The organism is Bacteroides salyersiae WAL 10018 = DSM 18765 = JCM 12988, assembly GCF_000381365.1.
Lineage (GTDB): Bacteria > Bacteroidota > Bacteroidia > Bacteroidales > Bacteroidaceae > Bacteroides > Bacteroides salyersiae.
This window is the reverse complement of sequence record NZ_KB905467.1, coordinates 788,175-806,012: the sequence shown is the minus strand read 5'-3', so window position 1 is coordinate 806,012 and position 17,838 is coordinate 788,175. Positions and strand designations below refer to the sequence as shown.

Annotated in this window: 15 protein-coding genes; 10 read left to right on the top strand and 5 right to left on the bottom strand. The window is 43.8% G+C overall.

Annotated features, from left to right (window positions below):
* Nucleotides 1-33: 33 nt before the first annotated feature.
* Entirely contained in the window at nucleotides 34-600 is a 567-nt protein-coding gene (locus tag HMPREF1532_RS14630) for an HdeD family acid-resistance protein (protein WP_005931075.1), read from the top strand.
* Between the two features lie 164 nt (nucleotides 601-764).
* On the opposite strand, the gene HMPREF1532_RS14625 is transcribed toward HMPREF1532_RS14630, so the two are convergent.
* Nucleotides 765-1,373, bottom strand: coding sequence for a master DNA invertase Mpi family serine-type recombinase (locus HMPREF1532_RS14625; RefSeq protein WP_005931072.1), 609 nt, complete (start codon nucleotides 1,371-1,373; stop codon nucleotides 765-767).
* Between the two features lie 239 nt (nucleotides 1,374-1,612).
* Between HMPREF1532_RS14625 and HMPREF1532_RS14620 the strand changes: the two genes are divergently transcribed.
* From HMPREF1532_RS14620 to HMPREF1532_RS14605, 4 genes are all read left to right on the top strand, one after another.
* Entirely contained in the window at nucleotides 1,613-2,554 is a 942-nt protein-coding gene (locus tag HMPREF1532_RS14620; RefSeq protein WP_005931069.1) for a tyrosine-type recombinase/integrase, read from the top strand.
* A 472-nt stretch (nucleotides 2,555-3,026) separates the two neighbouring features.
* On the top strand, nucleotides 3,027-4,796 hold the full coding sequence (locus HMPREF1532_RS14615) for a WecB/TagA/CpsF family glycosyltransferase (protein ID WP_005931067.1): 1,770 nt from the start codon (nucleotides 3,027-3,029) through the stop codon (nucleotides 4,794-4,796).
* A complete protein-coding gene (locus tag HMPREF1532_RS14610; protein ID WP_005931065.1) occupies nucleotides 4,783-5,571 on the top strand; it encodes a polysaccharide biosynthesis/export family protein in 789 nt (262 codons plus the stop codon). The genes HMPREF1532_RS14615 and HMPREF1532_RS14610 overlap by 14 nt, the downstream gene beginning before the upstream one ends.
* Nucleotides 5,572-5,618: 47 nt before the next feature.
* On the top strand, nucleotides 5,619-8,021 hold the full coding sequence (locus HMPREF1532_RS14605; protein ID WP_005931062.1) for a GumC family protein: 2,403 nt from the start codon (nucleotides 5,619-5,621) through the stop codon (nucleotides 8,019-8,021).
* 87 nt (nucleotides 8,022-8,108) lie between these two features.
* Here the strand turns inward: HMPREF1532_RS14605 and HMPREF1532_RS14600 are convergent, their stop codons facing one another.
* A complete protein-coding gene (locus HMPREF1532_RS14600; RefSeq protein ID WP_005931059.1) occupies nucleotides 8,109-8,573 on the bottom strand; it encodes an N-acetylmuramoyl-L-alanine amidase in 465 nt (154 codons plus the stop codon).
* Nucleotides 8,574-8,795: 222 nt separating this feature from the next.
* Nucleotides 8,796-9,254 (bottom strand): HU family DNA-binding protein, encoded by a 459-nt coding sequence (locus HMPREF1532_RS14595; protein ID WP_005931053.1) that lies wholly within the window; start codon nucleotides 9,252-9,254, stop codon nucleotides 8,796-8,798.
* Between the two features lie 260 nt (nucleotides 9,255-9,514).
* Here HMPREF1532_RS14595 and HMPREF1532_RS14590 point away from each other — a divergent pair, with 260 nt between their 5' ends.
* Entirely contained in the window at nucleotides 9,515-11,236 is a 1,722-nt protein-coding gene (locus HMPREF1532_RS14590) for an ATP-binding protein (protein ID WP_005931051.1), read from the top strand.
* Nucleotides 11,237-11,347: 111 nt separating this feature from the next.
* Nucleotides 11,348-11,596, top strand: coding sequence for a DUF4248 domain-containing protein (locus HMPREF1532_RS20990; RefSeq protein ID WP_081504167.1), 249 nt, complete (start codon nucleotides 11,348-11,350; stop codon nucleotides 11,594-11,596).
* Between the two features lie 168 nt (nucleotides 11,597-11,764).
* On the opposite strand, the gene HMPREF1532_RS14580 is transcribed toward HMPREF1532_RS20990, so the two are convergent.
* Both HMPREF1532_RS14580 and HMPREF1532_RS21935 read right to left on the bottom strand, forming a co-directional pair.
* A complete protein-coding gene (locus tag HMPREF1532_RS14580) occupies nucleotides 11,765-14,113 on the bottom strand; it encodes a DUF3987 domain-containing protein (protein WP_005931045.1) in 2,349 nt (782 codons plus the stop codon).
* 191 nt (nucleotides 14,114-14,304) lie between these two features.
* Complete coding sequence (locus HMPREF1532_RS21935; RefSeq protein ID WP_005931042.1) at nucleotides 14,305-14,436, bottom strand: hypothetical protein; 132 nt, start codon at nucleotides 14,434-14,436, stop codon at nucleotides 14,305-14,307.
* Nucleotides 14,437-14,872: 436 nt separating this feature from the next.
* Here HMPREF1532_RS21935 and HMPREF1532_RS14575 point away from each other — a divergent pair, with 436 nt between their 5' ends.
* The 3 genes from HMPREF1532_RS14575 to HMPREF1532_RS14565 are packed head-to-tail and all read left to right on the top strand — an operon-like array spanning nucleotide 14,873 to nucleotide 17,838.
* A complete protein-coding gene (locus HMPREF1532_RS14575) occupies nucleotides 14,873-15,376 on the top strand; it encodes a UpxY family transcription antiterminator (protein ID WP_005931037.1) in 504 nt (167 codons plus the stop codon).
* Nucleotides 15,377-15,412: 36 nt separating this feature from the next.
* Entirely contained in the window at nucleotides 15,413-16,942 is a 1,530-nt protein-coding gene (locus tag HMPREF1532_RS14570; RefSeq protein ID WP_005931034.1) for a lipopolysaccharide biosynthesis protein, read from the top strand.
* Nucleotides 16,921-17,838 carry a nitroreductase family protein gene (locus HMPREF1532_RS14565; protein WP_005931032.1) on the top strand — a complete coding sequence of 306 codons (918 nt, stop codon included), beginning with the start codon at nucleotides 16,921-16,923 and terminating at the stop codon, nucleotides 17,836-17,838. Before HMPREF1532_RS14570 ends, HMPREF1532_RS14565 begins: the two co-directional genes overlap by 22 nt.

Genomic DNA, 17,838 nt, shown 5'->3' with positions numbered 1-17,838 from the left:
AATTATAGTATCAATTCATAAAACAACATTCGTATGAAAACAGTATTCGATGGGATCGAGCACTCAGTCAAGAACTGGTGGATGTCCCTTATTTTAGGTATTTTGTATATCGGTGTGGCGATATGCCTTATGTTTGCTCCGCTAAGCAGTTACGTAGCCCTGAGCATTGTCTTCAGTATTTCCATGCTGATCAGTGGTATTCTTGAAATCCTTTTTGCAATAAGCAACAAGCATGTATCCAGTTGGGGCTGGTATCTTGCCGGCGGTATCATCGACCTCATCATCGGCATTTACCTCGTGGCCTACCCGATGGTCAGCATGGAAATCATTCCGTTCCTCATTGCCTTTTGGCTTATGTTCCGTGGTTTCTCTGCCACCGGTTATTCGATGGACCTCAAACGGTATGGCACCCGCGATTGGGGATGGTACATGGCTTTCGGCATTCTTGCCATTCTCTGTTCGCTGCTCATTTTGTGGCAACCGGCAGTAGGTGCATTGTATGCGGTCTATATGATTTCATTCACCTTCCTTATTATCGGTTTCTTCAGATTCATGCTCGCATTCGAACTTAAGAATCTGCATAAAAGAGCCAATAATTAAGCACCGGTTTCTGTTTTCCTCCCGATCATATAAATCATACCGGAGGAAATCGAAACAAACTTTTAAATCAAGAATTGTGAACTGGGAATTGTCGTACGGTGTCAAGCCAGACAAATTCACAGTTCACAATTTTTAAATCAGCCCAACGGCATCAATTAACTTATTCAGGCCGTTGCCGTCATTCCTTCAGCTTTTAAGAAGCGGAACATGGTAGTACGGGATACCCCGAACTCACGTGCCAGCTTCGCGTGCTTGGCACCACTTCTCGCCTGTTTCAGAATATACCTCTTATTTTCATACAGCAACTGCAATTTCGGATTATCCCCTTTCCGCCTCCCCAAAGGTATTCCCTCCTGCTTCCGTCGTGCCAATGCTTCTTTTGTACGCATCGATATAAGGTTGCGCTCTATCTCGGCCATCAGCCCAAATGCAAATCCCAGTACTTTACTATTTATATCATTCTGAAACACATACCCCTCCTTCGTGCTATACAGCACCACCTGTTTTTTGATGCACGAATTCAGAATTGTCATGATTTCCAGTAGCGTCCTGCTCAGCCTCGAAATTTCCGTCACGATGAGAGTATCTCCGGGTTTCATCTGTCTCAGCAACGGTGCCAATTTCCGTTCTTTTGTACTTACACTCCCACTCACTGTCTCAGTGTACCATTTGTCAATACTCAGCCCGTTCTTTTCCGCGAACCTTAAAATCTCCTCCTTCTGGTTGGCTAAAAATTGTTTTTCCGTACTTACTCTTAAATAAGCTATTACCATAATTTCTCCATTAAAATGATTAATACCCTGCGAAAAAACAGCAAATACTATTATCCATCACTCTAATTACAGATTCTTTTGTTAATGCCGATTCAGTCATTCAAAATAAAATCATAGAAGAAGCATTGCAGAGTGCTCTTTTTTTTACCATACCTTTACCTGCCCATTATCTGAACTACTAAAATCATTCCAGGCACAAACTTTGTTTATTGAACAAATAAAAAAAAGAAAACCAAAAAATGGAAATACAAATCTTCACAGAATCATTGATTAAAAAAGCAAAATTATCCGGCAGATACAGCACTGCCGACAGCTATCTAAGCACACTGCACCGGTTGCAATTGTTCACCAATGCTCCCGACATGCATTTTGACAAGATCACTCCAGAGCTCATAAAAGCGTTCGAACAGCACCTTTTTCAAAAAGGGCTGTTCGACAACACAGTTTCTCTTTACATGCGCATGCTACGATCTATTTTCAACCAGGCTGTCACTGCCGGAGTAGCCACGCTGAACACCAAGGAAATTTTCGAGAATGTTTTCGTCGGATGTGACGCCACAGCCAAACGAGCTATAAAGCCAGTCCTTATCAACCAGCTTTTGGAAACCGACTTAAGCCATTGTCCGCAATTAGAATTCAGCCGTGACATGTTCCTACTCAGTTTCTATTTGCAGGGAATTCCATTTGTCGATTTAGCCTATTTACGCAAAAGCAACGTAAATGGAAACATATTAATTTATCGTCGCCAAAAAACGGGACAACAACTGTATATCACCATCGAAAAGTGTGCTGCCAAAATTATAAAACGCTACGCATGCAGATGCAAAGATTCCGCTTATCTGCTACCCATACTCACAGCAACAGGAGAAACAGGATACAGACAATATAAAAGCGCCTTGCGGCTCTACAACAAACATTTGCACCGAATATCAGACTTAATAAAAATAACTCCGCAATTGACTTCATATGTAGCCCGCCATACATGGGCAAGCACTGCGCGCGAAAATGGCATTCCAGTTTCAATCATCAGCACGGGCATGGGACATTCCTCGGAAAAAGTAACCTATGTCTATCTGGAATCATTGGATAATAAAACGATGAGCGATGCAAATAAAAAAGTTATTTCGGCAGTAACTTCGAAAAGAAAAAATATTACCAAAAAGAAGTCTCTTACTTATTAGGTAAGGGAACGACTAACAATTCATTATTCGCGGCAAGATTTTATATAATTTTTGAATCCTAAAGTTTTTTTAGTGACATATGTGAGTTAAATCACTTATGTAGAATCCTATTACATGTAATATAGAAAAGACAACAATCAGAGTATTTGGATCTGATATAAATTTATTGTTTAATGTCATTACTATAATACATCAATCAGGGATCTACAATAGAGACTTAAGACAACACTAACACTCCAAATTCTCTCATCTAGATTAACATAATATAAATTTTCGGCGAATCATTCAGTATTAGTCGTTCCCTTACCTAATAAGTAAGAGAACAATATGAAAACAAACAATGAATAGCCTAATAAACTCTACATTTGGTGTGATAACATGTTGTGCAGCTTCTTTTTTTATTGCCATTTTTATTGAAAGCATTATGCTGCCTCGTATTCTTCTAATATCCAGAAGAAAACGTCTATATGATATGCCTGACAAGCGGAAATCCCATAAAAGCCCGATTCCCCGACTTGCCGGTATTACTTTTTTTCCCGTAATTATGCTCAGCTTCCTTTCGGTATCTGGTTTACAAGCCATATATACCACTGAATATTTCATCAATTATTCAGCACAATCCATTATCCGCCTTTCTTTCATGATATGTGGAGCACTTCCTTTAGTATTGTTAGGTATTAAAGACGATTTGATTGGTGTCCGATATTCCCACAAATTCATCATCCAGATTTTATCTGCCCTTCTATTGATATCTTCCGGAACTTATATTGACAACCTCTATGGTTTATTGGGCATATATGAATTATCCCCTTATATTGGAATACCGTTTACAACACTGCTAACTGTTTATATCATCAATTCTCTCAATCTCATTGACGGAGTAGACGGTCTGGCAGCAACACTCAGTATTGTAGCATCCGTTATTTTGGGTAGCAGTCTACTCATTGCAGGAAACCGGACTACTTCTATTCTGGCTTTCGCCATCACAGGTACCCTCATCCCTTTCCTGTATTACAACACCATTGCCAAAAGAAAACTGTTTATGGGTGATACCGGCTCTCTGACCTTAGGCTATATGCTTAGTTTTCTTGCCATATATTATAGCATGCAAACATCCGCCAACAATACTGCACCAAGTATCCCTCCTATCATTATTGCCTGGTCCGTATTATTTGTCCCTCTATTTGACACAGCCAGAGTGATGTGTGTACGCGCCAGTCAAGGAAAACCGATTTTCAACCCCGACCGCAACCATATCCATCACAAACTTCTTGATTTGGGTTACAGTCACCGTAAAATCACATTGATTTTAACAGTAACGACCTTGTGTCTTACCGCACTGAACATTTCTCTGTACAAACGGCTCAATATCAATATCCTATTAACGATTGACCTCATGACAGGCGTTCTTTTTAACGTCTATCTCAACCAACGGAGGAAAAGAATAGCAGGCAATTCTGAGCTTAATAAAATATCGGAGCAATCCCCATCCATCCCTTTGGGAGATTTCTCCGTCACCACCAACTACCGCTTTGATTCCATCCCCAAACGGCAAGTGGTGGTGAATACCATCAATCCGCACTCATGGGTAACTTCCCACCGGGATACAGAATTCAAAAAAGCCCTTCTGCAAAGTGATGCGCTTATCCCCGACGGTACAGGCATTGTATTCGCCGTCCGTTGGCTTTTCGGAATACGTATCCGCAAAATGGCCGGTGCCGACCTTCACCGGCACGTACTTCAGCAACTCGATAAGGTTGCCGGTTCCGTCTTTTATCTCGGAGCCTCACAGCGCACACTGACACATATTACCGAACGTATTCATGCAGAGCATCCTCATATCCGGGTCAATACTTATAGCCCTCCCTACCGCGACCGTTTTTCTGAAGAAGAAACAGCCGCGATGATAGCGGCCGTAAACGCATTCAAACCCGATGTATTATTTGTCGGCATGACAGCCCCAAAACAAGAAAAGTGGATTGCCGCCAACCGCCATCTGCTCCAAGCCCGTCTCATCTCCGGAATTGGAGCTGTGTTCGGCTTTTACGGCGGCACCACTCCCCGTCCTCCCCAATGGATGATCGCCATGGGACTGGAATGGTTGGGACGGCTTATCAAAGAACCCCGCAGAATGTGGAAACGTAACTTTGTCTCCACCCCGAAATACCTGTCGGATATCGTGCGACTGAAACTCAAAAAGAAAAACAATAAAAAAACAACACCCGATTATGAAATTAACTAAATCACTATTCCTCCCCACCCTAATTCTTTTACTGCTCAGCTCATGCGGCAGCCAAAAAGATATTGCATACATGCAGGATGGAGAATACCTGAAATACACAGAACAACCACCTTTCCTGTATGATGCCCATATTCTGCCCAAAGACCTGCTTACCATTACCGTGCATTGCTCCGAACCCGAACTGGCCGCCCCGTTCAATCTGAACGGAAGTCTGCAATCACCGGCAACAACAGGCAGCACCGGCAATACGCCACAACAAACTTATCTGGTAGATAACAACGGGGATATCGATTTTCCCATTTTAGGCAAACTCCACCTCGGAGGACTCACCAAAGGAGCAGCCGAAACAGTGATCTGCGAACGTCTGAAAGCCTTTTTGAAAGAAGAACCCATCGTGAACGTACGCATGGTCAACTATAAATTTTCCGTATTGGGTGAAGTTGGCAAACCAAACACGTTCACCGTAGCCAATGAAAAAGTAAATGTCTTCGAAGCCCTTGCCATGGCAGGTGACATGACCATTTACGGTAAACGCAATAACGTGAAACTACTCCGTGAAGACGAGCAAGGCAGAAAAGAAATTGTACTGCTCGACCTCAAAGACCCGGGTATCGTCTCCTCTCCATATTATTATCTGCAACAGAACGACATCCTGTATGTAGAACCGAGAAAATCGAAAATAAGAAGTTCTGAGATGAGTGCCATCACCCCATGGATAAGTATCCTTTCGGTGCTGACATCATTAACGTCACTGGCAGTCGCCCTGTTCAAATGACCCTACCCCCTTCATAAATCTAAATTATAAATTATAAATCATCATTCATGAAAGAGTTTATTCCCGAAGATACCTTTGAAGAAACCGATAATAAGAACGAACTGAGAAATCTCCTTTTCAATTATTTCATCTACTGGAAATGGTTTATCCTTTCCGTCGTCCTTTGCTGGGCAGGTGCATGGTTCTATTTGCGTTATGCCACTCCGGTATACAATGTCAGCGCCACCGTCATGATAAAAGACGACAAGAAAGGCAGTCGTGCCAGTGAGATGCTCGCCCTTGAGGACATGGGCTTCCTTTCTTCAAGCGGAAGTATTGAAAACGAGATGGAGATCCTCCGCTCAAAATCTCTCATCAAACAGGCGGTGACCGCTTTGAAGATATATGCCACTTATACCACCAAAGGACATATCGGATCACGGGATCTCTATACGGACAGCCCCATAGCCGTTGAAATGTCCGCTACCGATCTCAACAAACTAAAAACCGGATTCAACTTTGAAGTCGTCCTGCAACCGGACAGCACACTGGACATCAGTGGGAACATCGGCGGAGAAGAGATCGCAGCCCACGTCCAACAACTACCGATCCTGCTGGATACCCCGGCAGGCAGACTGACACTGTCGTTACGTCCCAATACCAAACCGATATTCGACGAAACCATCTATATCACAATCACCCCTCCGCTTCAAATGGCAAAAGCTTATTTGGCGGCACTGAGCATTGCCGGCACTTCTAACACGACTTCCATTGCCAACATCAATATACAAACTACCAACAAGCAACGGGGAGAAGATTTTGTCAACAAACTCATTGAAGTATACAACCTCGATGCCAATAATGACAAGAAACTGATAGCGACCAAAACGGCTGAGTTCATCGACGAGCGCATCGTAATCATCAACCGCGAACTGGGGAGTACGGAAGCCGAACTGGAAAACTTCAAACGTAGCGCCGGGCTGACCAGCATAAGTGATGCAAACACTTTCGTACAGGAAAGTTCCGAATACGAGAAAAAACGCATGGATATCGGAACCCAACTCAACCTGATGGAATACCTGCGCGACTATATTGACAACCGAGCCAATCAGGACGCCGTAATCCCCTCCAACGTAGGAGTAAACGATGTCAGCCTGTCTGCCCTCATCAACAAGTATAATGAAATGATACTGGAACGCAACCGCCTGCTCCGTACTTCATCGGAAAGCAATCCGGTGATCATCCGCAAAAACAGCGATCTCAGCGCCATGCGTGCCAACATCAGGTCGGCCATCAACAGTGTCTATAAAGGTTTGCTGATTTCCAAAGAGGATATCGACCGTCAGGCAAGCAAGTATTCCAACCGCATCGACCAAGCACCTACACAGGAGCGTGCGCTCACCGGTATTGCCCGCCAGCAAGAAATCAAGGCAGGACTCTACATGATGTTGCTGCAAAAACGTGAAGAAAACTCCATCGCTCTGGCAGCTACGGCAGACAATGCCAAGATCATAGACGCCGCCACAGCCAACGACCACCCCATAGCCCCCAATTACTCTCTGGTCCGGATGATTGCCATCGTTATCGGGCTGTTGATACCGATAGTTGCCATTACATTAGTCAACTTCTTCCGTTTCCGTATCGAAGGTCATGCCGATGTGGAGAAACTGACCCGTATTCCTATCCTTTGTGATGTTCCCACAGATTACCAATCAGAGAAGAACGGCTCAACCATTGTCGTAAAAGAGAACGAAAACAACATGATGTCCGAAGTATTCCGTAGTATGCGCACCAATCTTCAGTTCATCTTAGGAAAAAAAGAGAATAATGTCATCTTAATCACTTCCACTATCAGTGGCGAGGGTAAAACATTCGTTTCATGCAATCTCGGTGTCAGCCTTGCCCTTTTGGGCAAACGGGTGGTAATCGTGGGTCTCGACATCCGCAAGCCGAAACTGGCCGAGTATTTCGGTCTCGAACAGAAACATCTGAAAGGTATCACCTCTTTCCTGACCGATGACAGTATCGATCTGCACTCTTTACTTTTGCCCACCCAGGCCAGCAGTAATTTGCAGATACTGCCTTCCGGAAGTGTTCCTCCGAATCCTGCCGAGTTATTGGCTCGCCCATCACTGGACAAAGCCATCACACAACTATCTCAAGAATTTGATTATGTGATATTGGATACCGCCCCGGTGGGTATGGTGACCGACACCCTTATTATGTCACGCGTTGCTAATGCCACCGTATATGTCTGCCGTGCCGACTATTCTTATAAAAGCGATTTCGGATTGATCAATGAATTGAAAAAAGAAAACAAGTTACCCGAAATGGCCATTGTCATCAACGGAATCGATATGAAAAAGAAAAAGCACAGTTATTATTATGGATACGGGAATAAATATGGCTACGGAAAAAGATATGGTTATGGATATGGATATGGAGAAAAGCAGAAAGAAAAAAGGAAATAATTAAGAATTTATAAATAATTACATATATACAACAAATAAAGAACTCTTTAAAGTGTTAAATATTTAACACTTTAAAGAGTCATATTTTTAAATTTCGTCAAATTTGTAATTATTCATAAATTCAATCACATCAAAACAGGGACACTCTTTAATCCATTCTTCAGGTTCGATTTCACCGTTTCCATTCAAGTCGGGAGACAAGTCCCGGTGTCCGCACACCCTGCTTCCGGGATAATCTTTCAGCAACGTCCGTATCAGCACATACAGAGAATGTCTCTGCCATACCGTCATCGTATTCTTAGACCGCCCACGGCAATCCAGCCCACCTTCATAACAGACGCCGATACTTTTCTGATTGAATCCCTTTACATGCGCCCCGATCTTCTCCAGCGAACGGGTAGTTTTTATATCCCCATTCTTACGGATATAGAAATGATAACCGGCACCATTGAATCCCCTGCGACGATGGCACACTTCCAGATCATGCTCCGTAAAGTCACGGTCTTCCCGCGTAGCGGAACAATGTACCACGATAAGATCAATCTCTCTCATCGTTTTCCCCTTTCCCACCGGTTCCGCCCCGCAGAAACACCAACACCGCAATCACCCACTCTAAAATCTTTTTCCACTTTTTCATACTCTTTTTATTTTTAATAATTTACCGATTAAGCGACATGCCAACCGGTAGCACCATACAACAGAATATCCCCTTATCAGCACATCAGTCGCATTCCTTTATTGGTACATTGACATATTGGCACATTGAATAATTATTTATGCTGCCGGATCCTCTCCTTCCCCATCGCCACCGCTGCCGCCTTCTTCTTTCTTTTTCAACGGCAATTTGCCCACTTTGGCAAAACTCAGCCCGGACAAGACTTCGGTCAAAGCCACTCCGGGACGAAAATTCACTTTCGCTTTCCGGATGAGCGATACGCTATACTCCTCTTCCGACACGGCACCTTTGCCACGCAGCCCGATCTGAAATGAGCCGATCTCTCCCAAACGAACGATCTCCCCTCTCTCGAGCCCCTCTACAATGGTATCTTCCAATGCGATCAATACCGCCATCACATCGGCACGTGTCACTGTGCATGCCTTCTCGATGCGCTTTGCCATCTCTTTCACCTCTACATCGCCACTGGCCTGAGCCTGGGCATAATACTTCGCCGGTTCATCCTTCTTCAAAAGGTTCTTACGCGGCACTACCGAATACGTCACACTTTTACTCATACTACTTTTTCTTTTTTTAGTGTTAAACATTAATTGTAATCTGATTACCCTACAAAGATACCACACCCGCCACCCGGCATTGTCGGGAAATGTCGGCATCGGTAGAGACCGGTAGAGCAATGTCGATTAAAAGCTTCTTGCCGAATCGTTCCACAGGAGAAACCCGTGAAGAGCCCCCGTATTATTCTGCAAATTCATAACTCCGAAACGAAAAACTTTTGTAACTTTGTAACTGTTAGCATAACAAAGAGTGATAGGATATGAAAATTCAAGCAAGTATAACGATTCCCTATGCCGTGGCCAATTATGCCGATTTGCGCGACCGTGGCTTTTATTATGTGGATAAGACGGATTACATTCCACGTCTCGAGGCCTATAATGCCCCTGTGTTCCTGCGTCCCCGCCGTTTCGGGAAGAGCCTGCTGGTATCCACCTTGGCGCATTATTATGACCGCACGTTGGCCCACCGGTTTGAGGATCTCTTTGGAGGAACATACATCGGAAGCCATCCTACACCGGAACACAACCGCTATATGATCATTCGCTATGACTTCTCGGCAATGGTGATGGCGGATAATATGGAGGGGTTGGAACAGAATTTTAATATTCTGAACCGCGGCCCCGTGGAAATCATGGTGACACACAACCGTGACCTCTTCGGAGACTTTCAGTTTTCCACTCGCGAAAATGCCACACAGATGCTCGAGGAAGTCTTGGCATATGCCCGCGCCCATGACCTCCCTCCGGTTTACATTCTGATAGACGAATACGACAACTTCACCAACCAGTTGCTGACCTCTTACAATGATCCGCTCTACGAGAAAGTAACCACTGCCGACAGCTTCCTGCGCACCTTCTTCAAGGTAATCAAAAAAGGTATCGGCGAGGGCAGTATCCGCACCTGTTTCTGCACCGGTGTGCTGCCCGTGACGATGGACGACCTGACCAGTGGATATAACATTGCCGAGATATTGACTTTAGAATCCGATTTTATCAATATGTTGGGCTTTACCCATGCCGAAGCGGATGCTTATCTGCGCTACGTGCTCGACAAGTATACCGGAAGCCAGGAACGCTACGACGAAATATGGCAGCTCATCGTCAACAACTACGACGGTTACCGTTTCAGCCCCAAGGGGGAAAAGCTGTTCAATGCAACGATATTGACGTATTTCCTGAAGAAATTTGCAGTCAATAAAGGTGAAGTTCCCGAAGAGATGATAGACGAGAACCTGCGCACCGACATCGGCTGGCTACGACGGCTCACCCTCTCGCTGGAAAACTCGAAAGCCATGCTGGATGCATTAGTGATAGACAACGGATTATACTACAACGTGGCCGACCTCTCCAGCAAATTCAACAAGCAGAAGTTCTTCGACAAGAATTTCTACCCCGTCAACCTTTTCTATTTAGGCATGACGACACTTTTCAATGATTATCGCATGATGTTGCCTAACCTGACCATGCGCAGTATCTACATGGACTATTACAACGTATTGAACCGTATAGACGGTGGTGCCATGCGCTATGCCCCCGTCTACGAACGGTTCACTCAAGAGCGTGATTTTGAATCGCTTGTCCAGAATTATTTCGAGCAATACCTCGGCCAGTTCCCTGCACAGGTGTTCGACAAGATTAATGAAAATTTCATCCGTTGCTCTTTCTTCGAGTTGGTATCCCGCTATCTGAGCAGTTGCTATACCTTTGCCATCGAACAGAACAATTCGGAAGGACGCGCCGACTTCGAAATGACCGGCATACCGGGCACGGATTACTACACGGACGACCGTTTGGTAGAGTTCAAATATTACAAGGCAAAAGAGGCGGAAAAAATGTTAGGACCGGATGCGCCCCTGCCTGAACATGTGGAGCAGGTGCATCGTTATGCCGAGGATACGCTGCGGCATTTCCCCAACTACAAAGTACGTACTTATGTGGTTTACATCTGCGCCAACCGGGGATGGAAATGTTGGGAGGTATAAAAAGAATGGGAGATGGAAGATGGAAGGAGGAAAATATTTTGAATATCCGCTTGCTTTATTCTTGTTTTTTCGCTACCTTTACAGGTAGTCAACCAACAGACAATCAAACAAATGACAGAAAAAGAAAAGCAAAATTCCGAAGAAAAACCGTTCGTCGTCCGTTCGTATACCAAGATAGAGCTGGCGCTTCTTTATTGCCCGGGACGGGAACCCGCCACAGCCCTGCAAAGCCTTTACCGATGGATGCGAAAATGCGCCCCACTCCGGACCGAACTGCAACAATACGGCTACGACAAGCACCGGCACAGCTTCTTGAAACGTGAGGTGGAAATCATCCGCAAGCATCTGGGCGACCCTTAACTCCCGCCACGCTACCGGCCGTTTTTTCATGCTACATCTTTTCCGAAAAGATGGAAGAGTTTCCGGAAAAGATGTAGCGTCTTTAAAACAAACATGCTACATCCCTTGAAAAAAGATGTAACATGTTTTACACAAAGTTGTAAAGCTTTCTTCAACCTATAGGGTTCACTAAGGTTCAGGGTTCTCCTTTGACCCCTCCTTGTCGTAGTACTTCCGATTCTTCACATAGCCATCTTCCTTATTTACAACAAAATGCGATTGAAGCACACGTCTCAACAGTCTTTTTGCCGTTGACTCGGACGCCCCGTCTTCCATAGCCGACGAGACAAAGTCCGTGTAAGAAAAACGGTGCTTCAGACGCCGCAAAACAGCGAGCGCCCTATGAAACTGCTGCAAAGGACGGGCCTTTAACGCCAGTCCCGGTAGTGACGAACTAAGCAGCAAACTATGTTCGAGCAGTACTTCCGTCATAGCCATGGCCGTATGAAAATCCTCATCCGCACAGATATACTCCTTTACATACCAACGGCTTTCAACCTTGCGGAGCGCAGTAAGCACCGCCGCCAGACGCATGGCATACAAACCGTGACGTACCACAATCGCACCCGGAGAATCACATCCCTCTATCACCACCCCGTCAAGACAGGATTCGAACCGACGACTGTGCTCCTCCCACTGAGCAGCCGTAAATACTACCTCCGTAGGCGACTCTAACAACATCTCGTGCATCCCCAGCACCTCTCCACCCAACTCACGGAAATAAGCCCGGTTCTCTATCTGCCCTTCTTTTGGGGCTGCCGAATGCCACACCCACTTCGCCGGAGCGGTAAGTATGCCGAGACGGCTGTAAAGCCCGTTCTCCAGTGTCCGAACCAATGCCACAAACTGATCGGGCGTACCCGTAAGGCACATTCCTAACCGAGGTTCGCGCACAAATATGGGCAACCCGTCCACCTTAAAAGAGGAAGAAATATCCTCGTGATGGGCCGCCGCACAATACACATCGTCCTGCCGGCCGTAGTCCTGCGATAAGGCCGACACCATTGTATTGATCTCACTGGCGTTGATAATAGCCCCCAACTGCCCGTTATCCCTCAGATGGGCATACGTCCGTGACTTCGAAGTATTGGCAGGCAACATCAGCACAATCCCGTGCGGTTCTTCGGGCTGCAACGACCGGTCGGCAGGGCGCTTCGCACGAAAGGCCTCTTTCAGCTCCTCCTCCCAAGCCAATTTCTTCGTATCATACGCCTTGCGTTCATCGGCCGCTTTCCGGGCATACTGATCGTGCAAGGGTTGTGAAAGCAAAGCGGCAAGTGCTACTACCCCCTTTCCCGTACCGGCAGGAGCCACTCCGGCAAAATAAAGATGGGGAGAATATTCCATTCCGGCATAACGGAAGCGTACCCCCGTCAGACACACGCTCAGGTTGGCCATCATCCCCATCAAGAGCATATCCTTTTCGCGATCGCCACGAGCCACCGCCACCCCTCGTTTCAACAAACCGGGCAGTGCCGCATACACCACCGCCGGAAAAACAGGCATGGAGTCGCGCAACTCGTTATTTTTTTCAAACAACGCCGCCTCATCCCCATCGTCCGCAACACCCCCGGAAGGGGCCAAAGGTGAACGTTGACCCTTGTGAACCCTCGATACCGGATTTTCGAGAGGAAATCCGGTATTAACATACTGATATCCAGTCATAATATCTTTCAGATATTCTTCTGGAAGATAATCGGATTCGGTAAATTCAGAAGTGGCCAGCCCGATAAGATCCGCCAGCTCCCTCTGCGAAAATCCTTTATATCGGGCCACCCTCCCTAACTTCAGCATAAAGTCATGGCGAGTGCCCCGCACAAACGGATTACGTGCAGCAAACTCATTGAGAAATGTCCGAATAAACCCATCTGCCTGCACAGCAGGCAACACCGGTACAGGACCAGATACCGGAACAAACTGCGGAGCCAGATCACGCCATGCAAAGGGTTCGGCATCGGGACAATAATACACCTCCGGATCATACACAGCCGAACAGATGCGCCCCAAATCGGAACATGCACCGTCGTTGGTAAAACCCACACGGCGACAAAGCTCATCACCCACTACCTTATAAGCCGTTTTATACTCTTCAAGCGTATCCACCTCTATACGTACCAACGCCTTGACTCCCTCTCCGGAGATACTTATAAACGCCACCCCCACATACGGAAGAGCACAAAGCAGCTCCAAAAGCCGACCGGTATACGTACCCGAATGGTCAAAATCAAACATCATCCAACCACTCAGGCTCACCACCTGCGCCGCCGCATGCCCGCCCCGGCAAGTACCGGCAGCCACAATACCGTTCATCTTTTCCTTTATATCGGCCGCCTCCTTCTGCATCCCCCGCTGCAGATAACCTCGATAGGCTTCCGTAGCCACTTTCCAACGAGGACCACGAATATCATTCACAAACTCTTCCAGGGAAATCACTTCCGACTCCTTCTTCCATCTATGGATAAAAAAAGAAACTTTCATAGGACTTTTTCTCATCATATCTTGATTCTAAAATTAACAGGCAGGGCTTTGTGCCCTGCCAACGACACAAAGGTGAGAACAAAAACAAATACAATCCAAACGTTAAATCTGTAGGTTTATCGCCTCATAACACATTAACAAGAAAAGATTTAGTTCTACAAAACCCTACATAAATCAAGAAAAAAAATATTTCATCCCCCATCTCCTCTCTCCCATCTCACCCCTCCCCTCTCCCCTTTTTCCTCCTTCTCTGTATTTCCTCCGAATGATGTAACATCGCCTTTCCAATCCGGGCAAGGCGCCTTCGCGACTCTTCGGAGCATACCACCTCTGCCTTTTTAAATTCTCCATACTTCTCTTCTGTTTTTTTCAAAAAGTTTGCGAGTTCAATTCTTGTTAGTTTTTTTCATTCATAATAAATCATTTAATAATAGTTAATAAAACAAGTTACAAAAATAATATCAAAACTAATTAATCTCCAAAATTATTTTATTTTTATCTACAAATTATTTGTTATAGTAAAATAATATCTATCTTTGCATCAAAATTGGTTCGTCCTAAAAAGATTACCCCACACAAGTATGTGACAGGTAACAGCGTAGCGCACCCAAGCGAACCGAAAATCGGTATTTTACCCCTATTTTGCAGTTTTGAATCTATTTCAGACAGAAGAACAAAAGAACCTATTTTCTGCATGGCCTTTATGGGCAATTTATCTGTTCTTATGTTCTTATGTCTGAAAAATAATCTTTAATTTTCATGAAATCCTGGCTTGCCGCCTATGTCCGTCTTCATCACGAGAAGAAAACCCGTGATCGTCTTACCGCGATGGGTATTGAGTGTTTCCTCCCCATACAAGAGGAGATTCACCAGTGGAGTGACCGCCGGAAAAAAGTAGAGCGGGTAGTTATTCCGATGATGATCTTTGTCCGCGTATCTGACGAAGAACGCGGATTACCGCTCACGCTATCAGCTATCAGCCGGTATATGGTGTTACGGGGAGAATCCGTTCCGGCCGTCATCCCCGACCGACAAATGGAAAAATTCAAATTCATGCTGGATTATTCGGAAGAAGCGGTGGAATTGTGCACTACTCCACTGGCTGTAGGAGAACAGGTAAGGGTAATCAAGGGACCGTTGGCCGGACTGGAAGGAGAACTGGTGACGGTGGATGGGAAAAGCAAAGTAGTCGTAAGACTGGATATGCTGGGATGCGCACAGGTGGATATGTCGGCGGGGTTTGTGGAAAAAATATATTTTTAATTCAAAATTCCCCCCTCACATATAATAGGAAGTATCATGTTACCCAATAAATCATTAAAATACAATGCTTTTTGGAATATACTGTCTAATGTTCTAAATATCCTTTTATTATTTATTTTAACTCCGATAATTACCAAAGGATTAGGAGATGCTCAATATGGTATATATATCATTTTAGGCACAATCGGAGGTGCTTTGTCAATTATAAATTTAGGATTAGGAGAAGCGACCTTACGTTATGTGGCATTTTACTATTCGAAAAATGATAATGAAGGTGTCAACCGGGTATTTAATGCTACACTATGGTTATACAGTTTGTTGGGAATCATAGTAACCAGCATCTTCTTTTTCATCCCCGAAATGATTATACGATTATTGAACTTATCGGAATTAGGATCAGAAGGTAGTTTATTAATCAGGCTCACGCTTTTACTATTCTTTATAAATTTTATTTACGGTTGTTTTACTTCTGTTCCACAAGCTTTACAACGTTACGATATTTTCTCATACATACAAATCGGTCAAAACGGTATACGTTTTATTGCCAATATCCTTGTCATCTTTTTAGGGTACGGATTAAAAGGTTTAGTAATAGCTCAACTATCCATTGGTATATTATCACTGTTTTCTGTAATAATCATCTCCAAAAAGTTATTACCATTTCTGATGCTTTACCGCATACCATCTCAAAAAGATTATAAAGAAATTTTCAGTTATGGCATCTTTTCTTTCTTAAGCCAGATAGTGGGACTCGTGTGGCAATACTGTGACAATATTTTACTTTCAATATTCATCGGTCCACAAGCCGTAAGCTACTTCAGTATTCCGATGCAAGTTATTGGGAAGGTGAATAGTACAATATCTTCTGGTTTTAGTGTATTATTCCCCAAGTTTGCCGCAGAAAAGAATACAACGGTCATAAAATCTATATATATAAAATCAACCCAATTATCACTTTATCTGTCAATCGTAATTTTTGTTCCCATGGCTATAATGATTAAAGATTTTTTAGCAATTTGGATATCAACCGATTTTGCGGAAAAATCCGGTTTCATAGCAACCATACTTGCTTTCAGTTATATCGTTAGAGGAGCTTTTTTACCTTATGATTCATTACTTAAAGGACTGGGAGTACCTCAATATGTAATGTATATCACTATAGCCAGTTCATTCGTTATTTTACTATGCGATTTATTGCTAATTCCAACATTGGGAGTCAATGGAGTTGGATATAGTTATCTATTATCCTCATTAATAGGCGTCTTTGTTATAGGATGTATATGGAAAAAGTATATTAAAAACAAAAACATCATTGCATATAAAATATTCTTGTTCCCCTATTTAGTGTCTATAGGATGTTTTACAATCATATATTACTTAAAAAATAACATTTATCTGTCCATCCCCGATTTCATATCATTCCTGATAACAGGATGTATTGTATTCATTCTTAATCTTATAATAACCGTCATCACTATCCGACTAATAGACAAAGATTTCATCCGTGAAATATGTTATCCGTTCATTATTAAATTAAAAGAAAAATGTCTCTTAAAAAAACAATAGGAATATTCCTAAAACGCATCCTTCCTCTCAAACATTATAAAATCATTGCAAATGGAGGAATTATCGTACCCTCTTACTATAAAACAATTATTGAGGATACAGAAAAATATTTAGACTATTCACTCAAAGACAGCCACGAAAAAGACATGTTACTCATGCGTAAATATGCGCATATTATAGATAAAGGACTACACAGACGCGATATAGAACCAGGACATAGTAAATTATACTATAAATTACTGAAAGAAAAAATAGAAAAAATAAGACATACGCCTTTCGCATCTGATCCTACAGTTGAATGGGCGCAAAGTAAAGTAGAATTTTACGAACAACTACAAACTTCTCCTCAGTCATTCTTACCCTTACAAGGGAAAACAGAAGCACCGCCAATCTGTTATGAACAATTGTCCGAATTAATAAAGCAACGACGTTCAAACAGATTTTTCCGCGAAATAAATTTATCCGATGAAATCATAAACCAATTATCAGGACTTGTAAACTGGGCAGCGAACAGTTGCAACAAACAACCGATCCGACTATTCATAACCAATACTCCCTCAAAAGCAAATGAATGCCTCAAATGCTGTAAAGGAGGAACCGGATTCAGTACATTCATTCCCTCCTTTTGGGTATTTGCTGCAGATTCCCGTGGATACGTATGGCCCAGTGAAGTTTATTTGCCAGCCATAGACACCAGCTTAGGAGCACAAAATGTATTCCTCGCAGCACAAACATTGGGCATTACAGGTACAATTCTTTCGTGGGCTCAAAAAGACAAAGAAGAAGAGGCTCGATTAAGGATGTTATTAGACATTCCTCAAGAATTCATCATCATATTTTGTGCTGTAATGGGATATGCGTCACATAATTATTTACCACCACAAAGAAAATATTAA

Bases quoted from the DNA above. Each gene is read 5' to 3' on its own strand.
- HMPREF1532_RS14630 (WP_005931075.1), top strand. From the start codon at position 34: ATGAAAACAGTATTCGATGGGATCGAGCACTCAGTCAAGAACTGGTGG.
- HMPREF1532_RS14625 (WP_005931072.1), bottom strand. From the start codon at position 1,373: ATGGTAATAGCTTATTTAAGAGTAAGTACGGAAAAACAATTTTTAGCC.
- HMPREF1532_RS14620 (WP_005931069.1), top strand. From the start codon at position 1,613: ATGGAAATACAAATCTTCACAGAATCATTGATTAAAAAAGCAAAATTA.
- HMPREF1532_RS14615 (WP_005931067.1), top strand. From the start codon at position 3,027: ATGCCTGACAAGCGGAAATCCCATAAAAGCCCGATTCCCCGACTTGCC.
- HMPREF1532_RS14610 (WP_005931065.1), top strand. From the start codon at position 4,783: ATGAAATTAACTAAATCACTATTCCTCCCCACCCTAATTCTTTTACTG.
- HMPREF1532_RS14605 (WP_005931062.1), top strand. From the start codon at position 5,619: ATGAAAGAGTTTATTCCCGAAGATACCTTTGAAGAAACCGATAATAAG.
- HMPREF1532_RS14600 (WP_005931059.1), bottom strand. From the start codon at position 8,573: ATGAGAGAGATTGATCTTATCGTGGTACATTGTTCCGCTACGCGGGAA.
- HMPREF1532_RS14595 (WP_005931053.1), bottom strand. From the start codon at position 9,254: ATGAGTAAAAGTGTGACGTATTCGGTAGTGCCGCGTAAGAACCTTTTG.
- HMPREF1532_RS14590 (WP_005931051.1), top strand. From the start codon at position 9,515: ATGAAAATTCAAGCAAGTATAACGATTCCCTATGCCGTGGCCAATTAT.
- HMPREF1532_RS20990 (WP_081504167.1), top strand. From the start codon at position 11,348: ATGACAGAAAAAGAAAAGCAAAATTCCGAAGAAAAACCGTTCGTCGTC.
- HMPREF1532_RS14580 (WP_005931045.1), bottom strand. From the start codon at position 14,113: ATGAAAGTTTCTTTTTTTATCCATAGATGGAAGAAGGAGTCGGAAGTG.
- HMPREF1532_RS21935 (WP_005931042.1), bottom strand. From the start codon at position 14,436: ATGCTCCGAAGAGTCGCGAAGGCGCCTTGCCCGGATTGGAAAGGCGAT.
- HMPREF1532_RS14575 (WP_005931037.1), top strand. From the start codon at position 14,873: ATGAAATCCTGGCTTGCCGCCTATGTCCGTCTTCATCACGAGAAGAAA.
- HMPREF1532_RS14570 (WP_005931034.1), top strand. From the start codon at position 15,413: ATGTTACCCAATAAATCATTAAAATACAATGCTTTTTGGAATATACTG.
- HMPREF1532_RS14565 (WP_005931032.1), top strand. From the start codon at position 16,921: ATGTCTCTTAAAAAAACAATAGGAATATTCCTAAAACGCATCCTTCCT.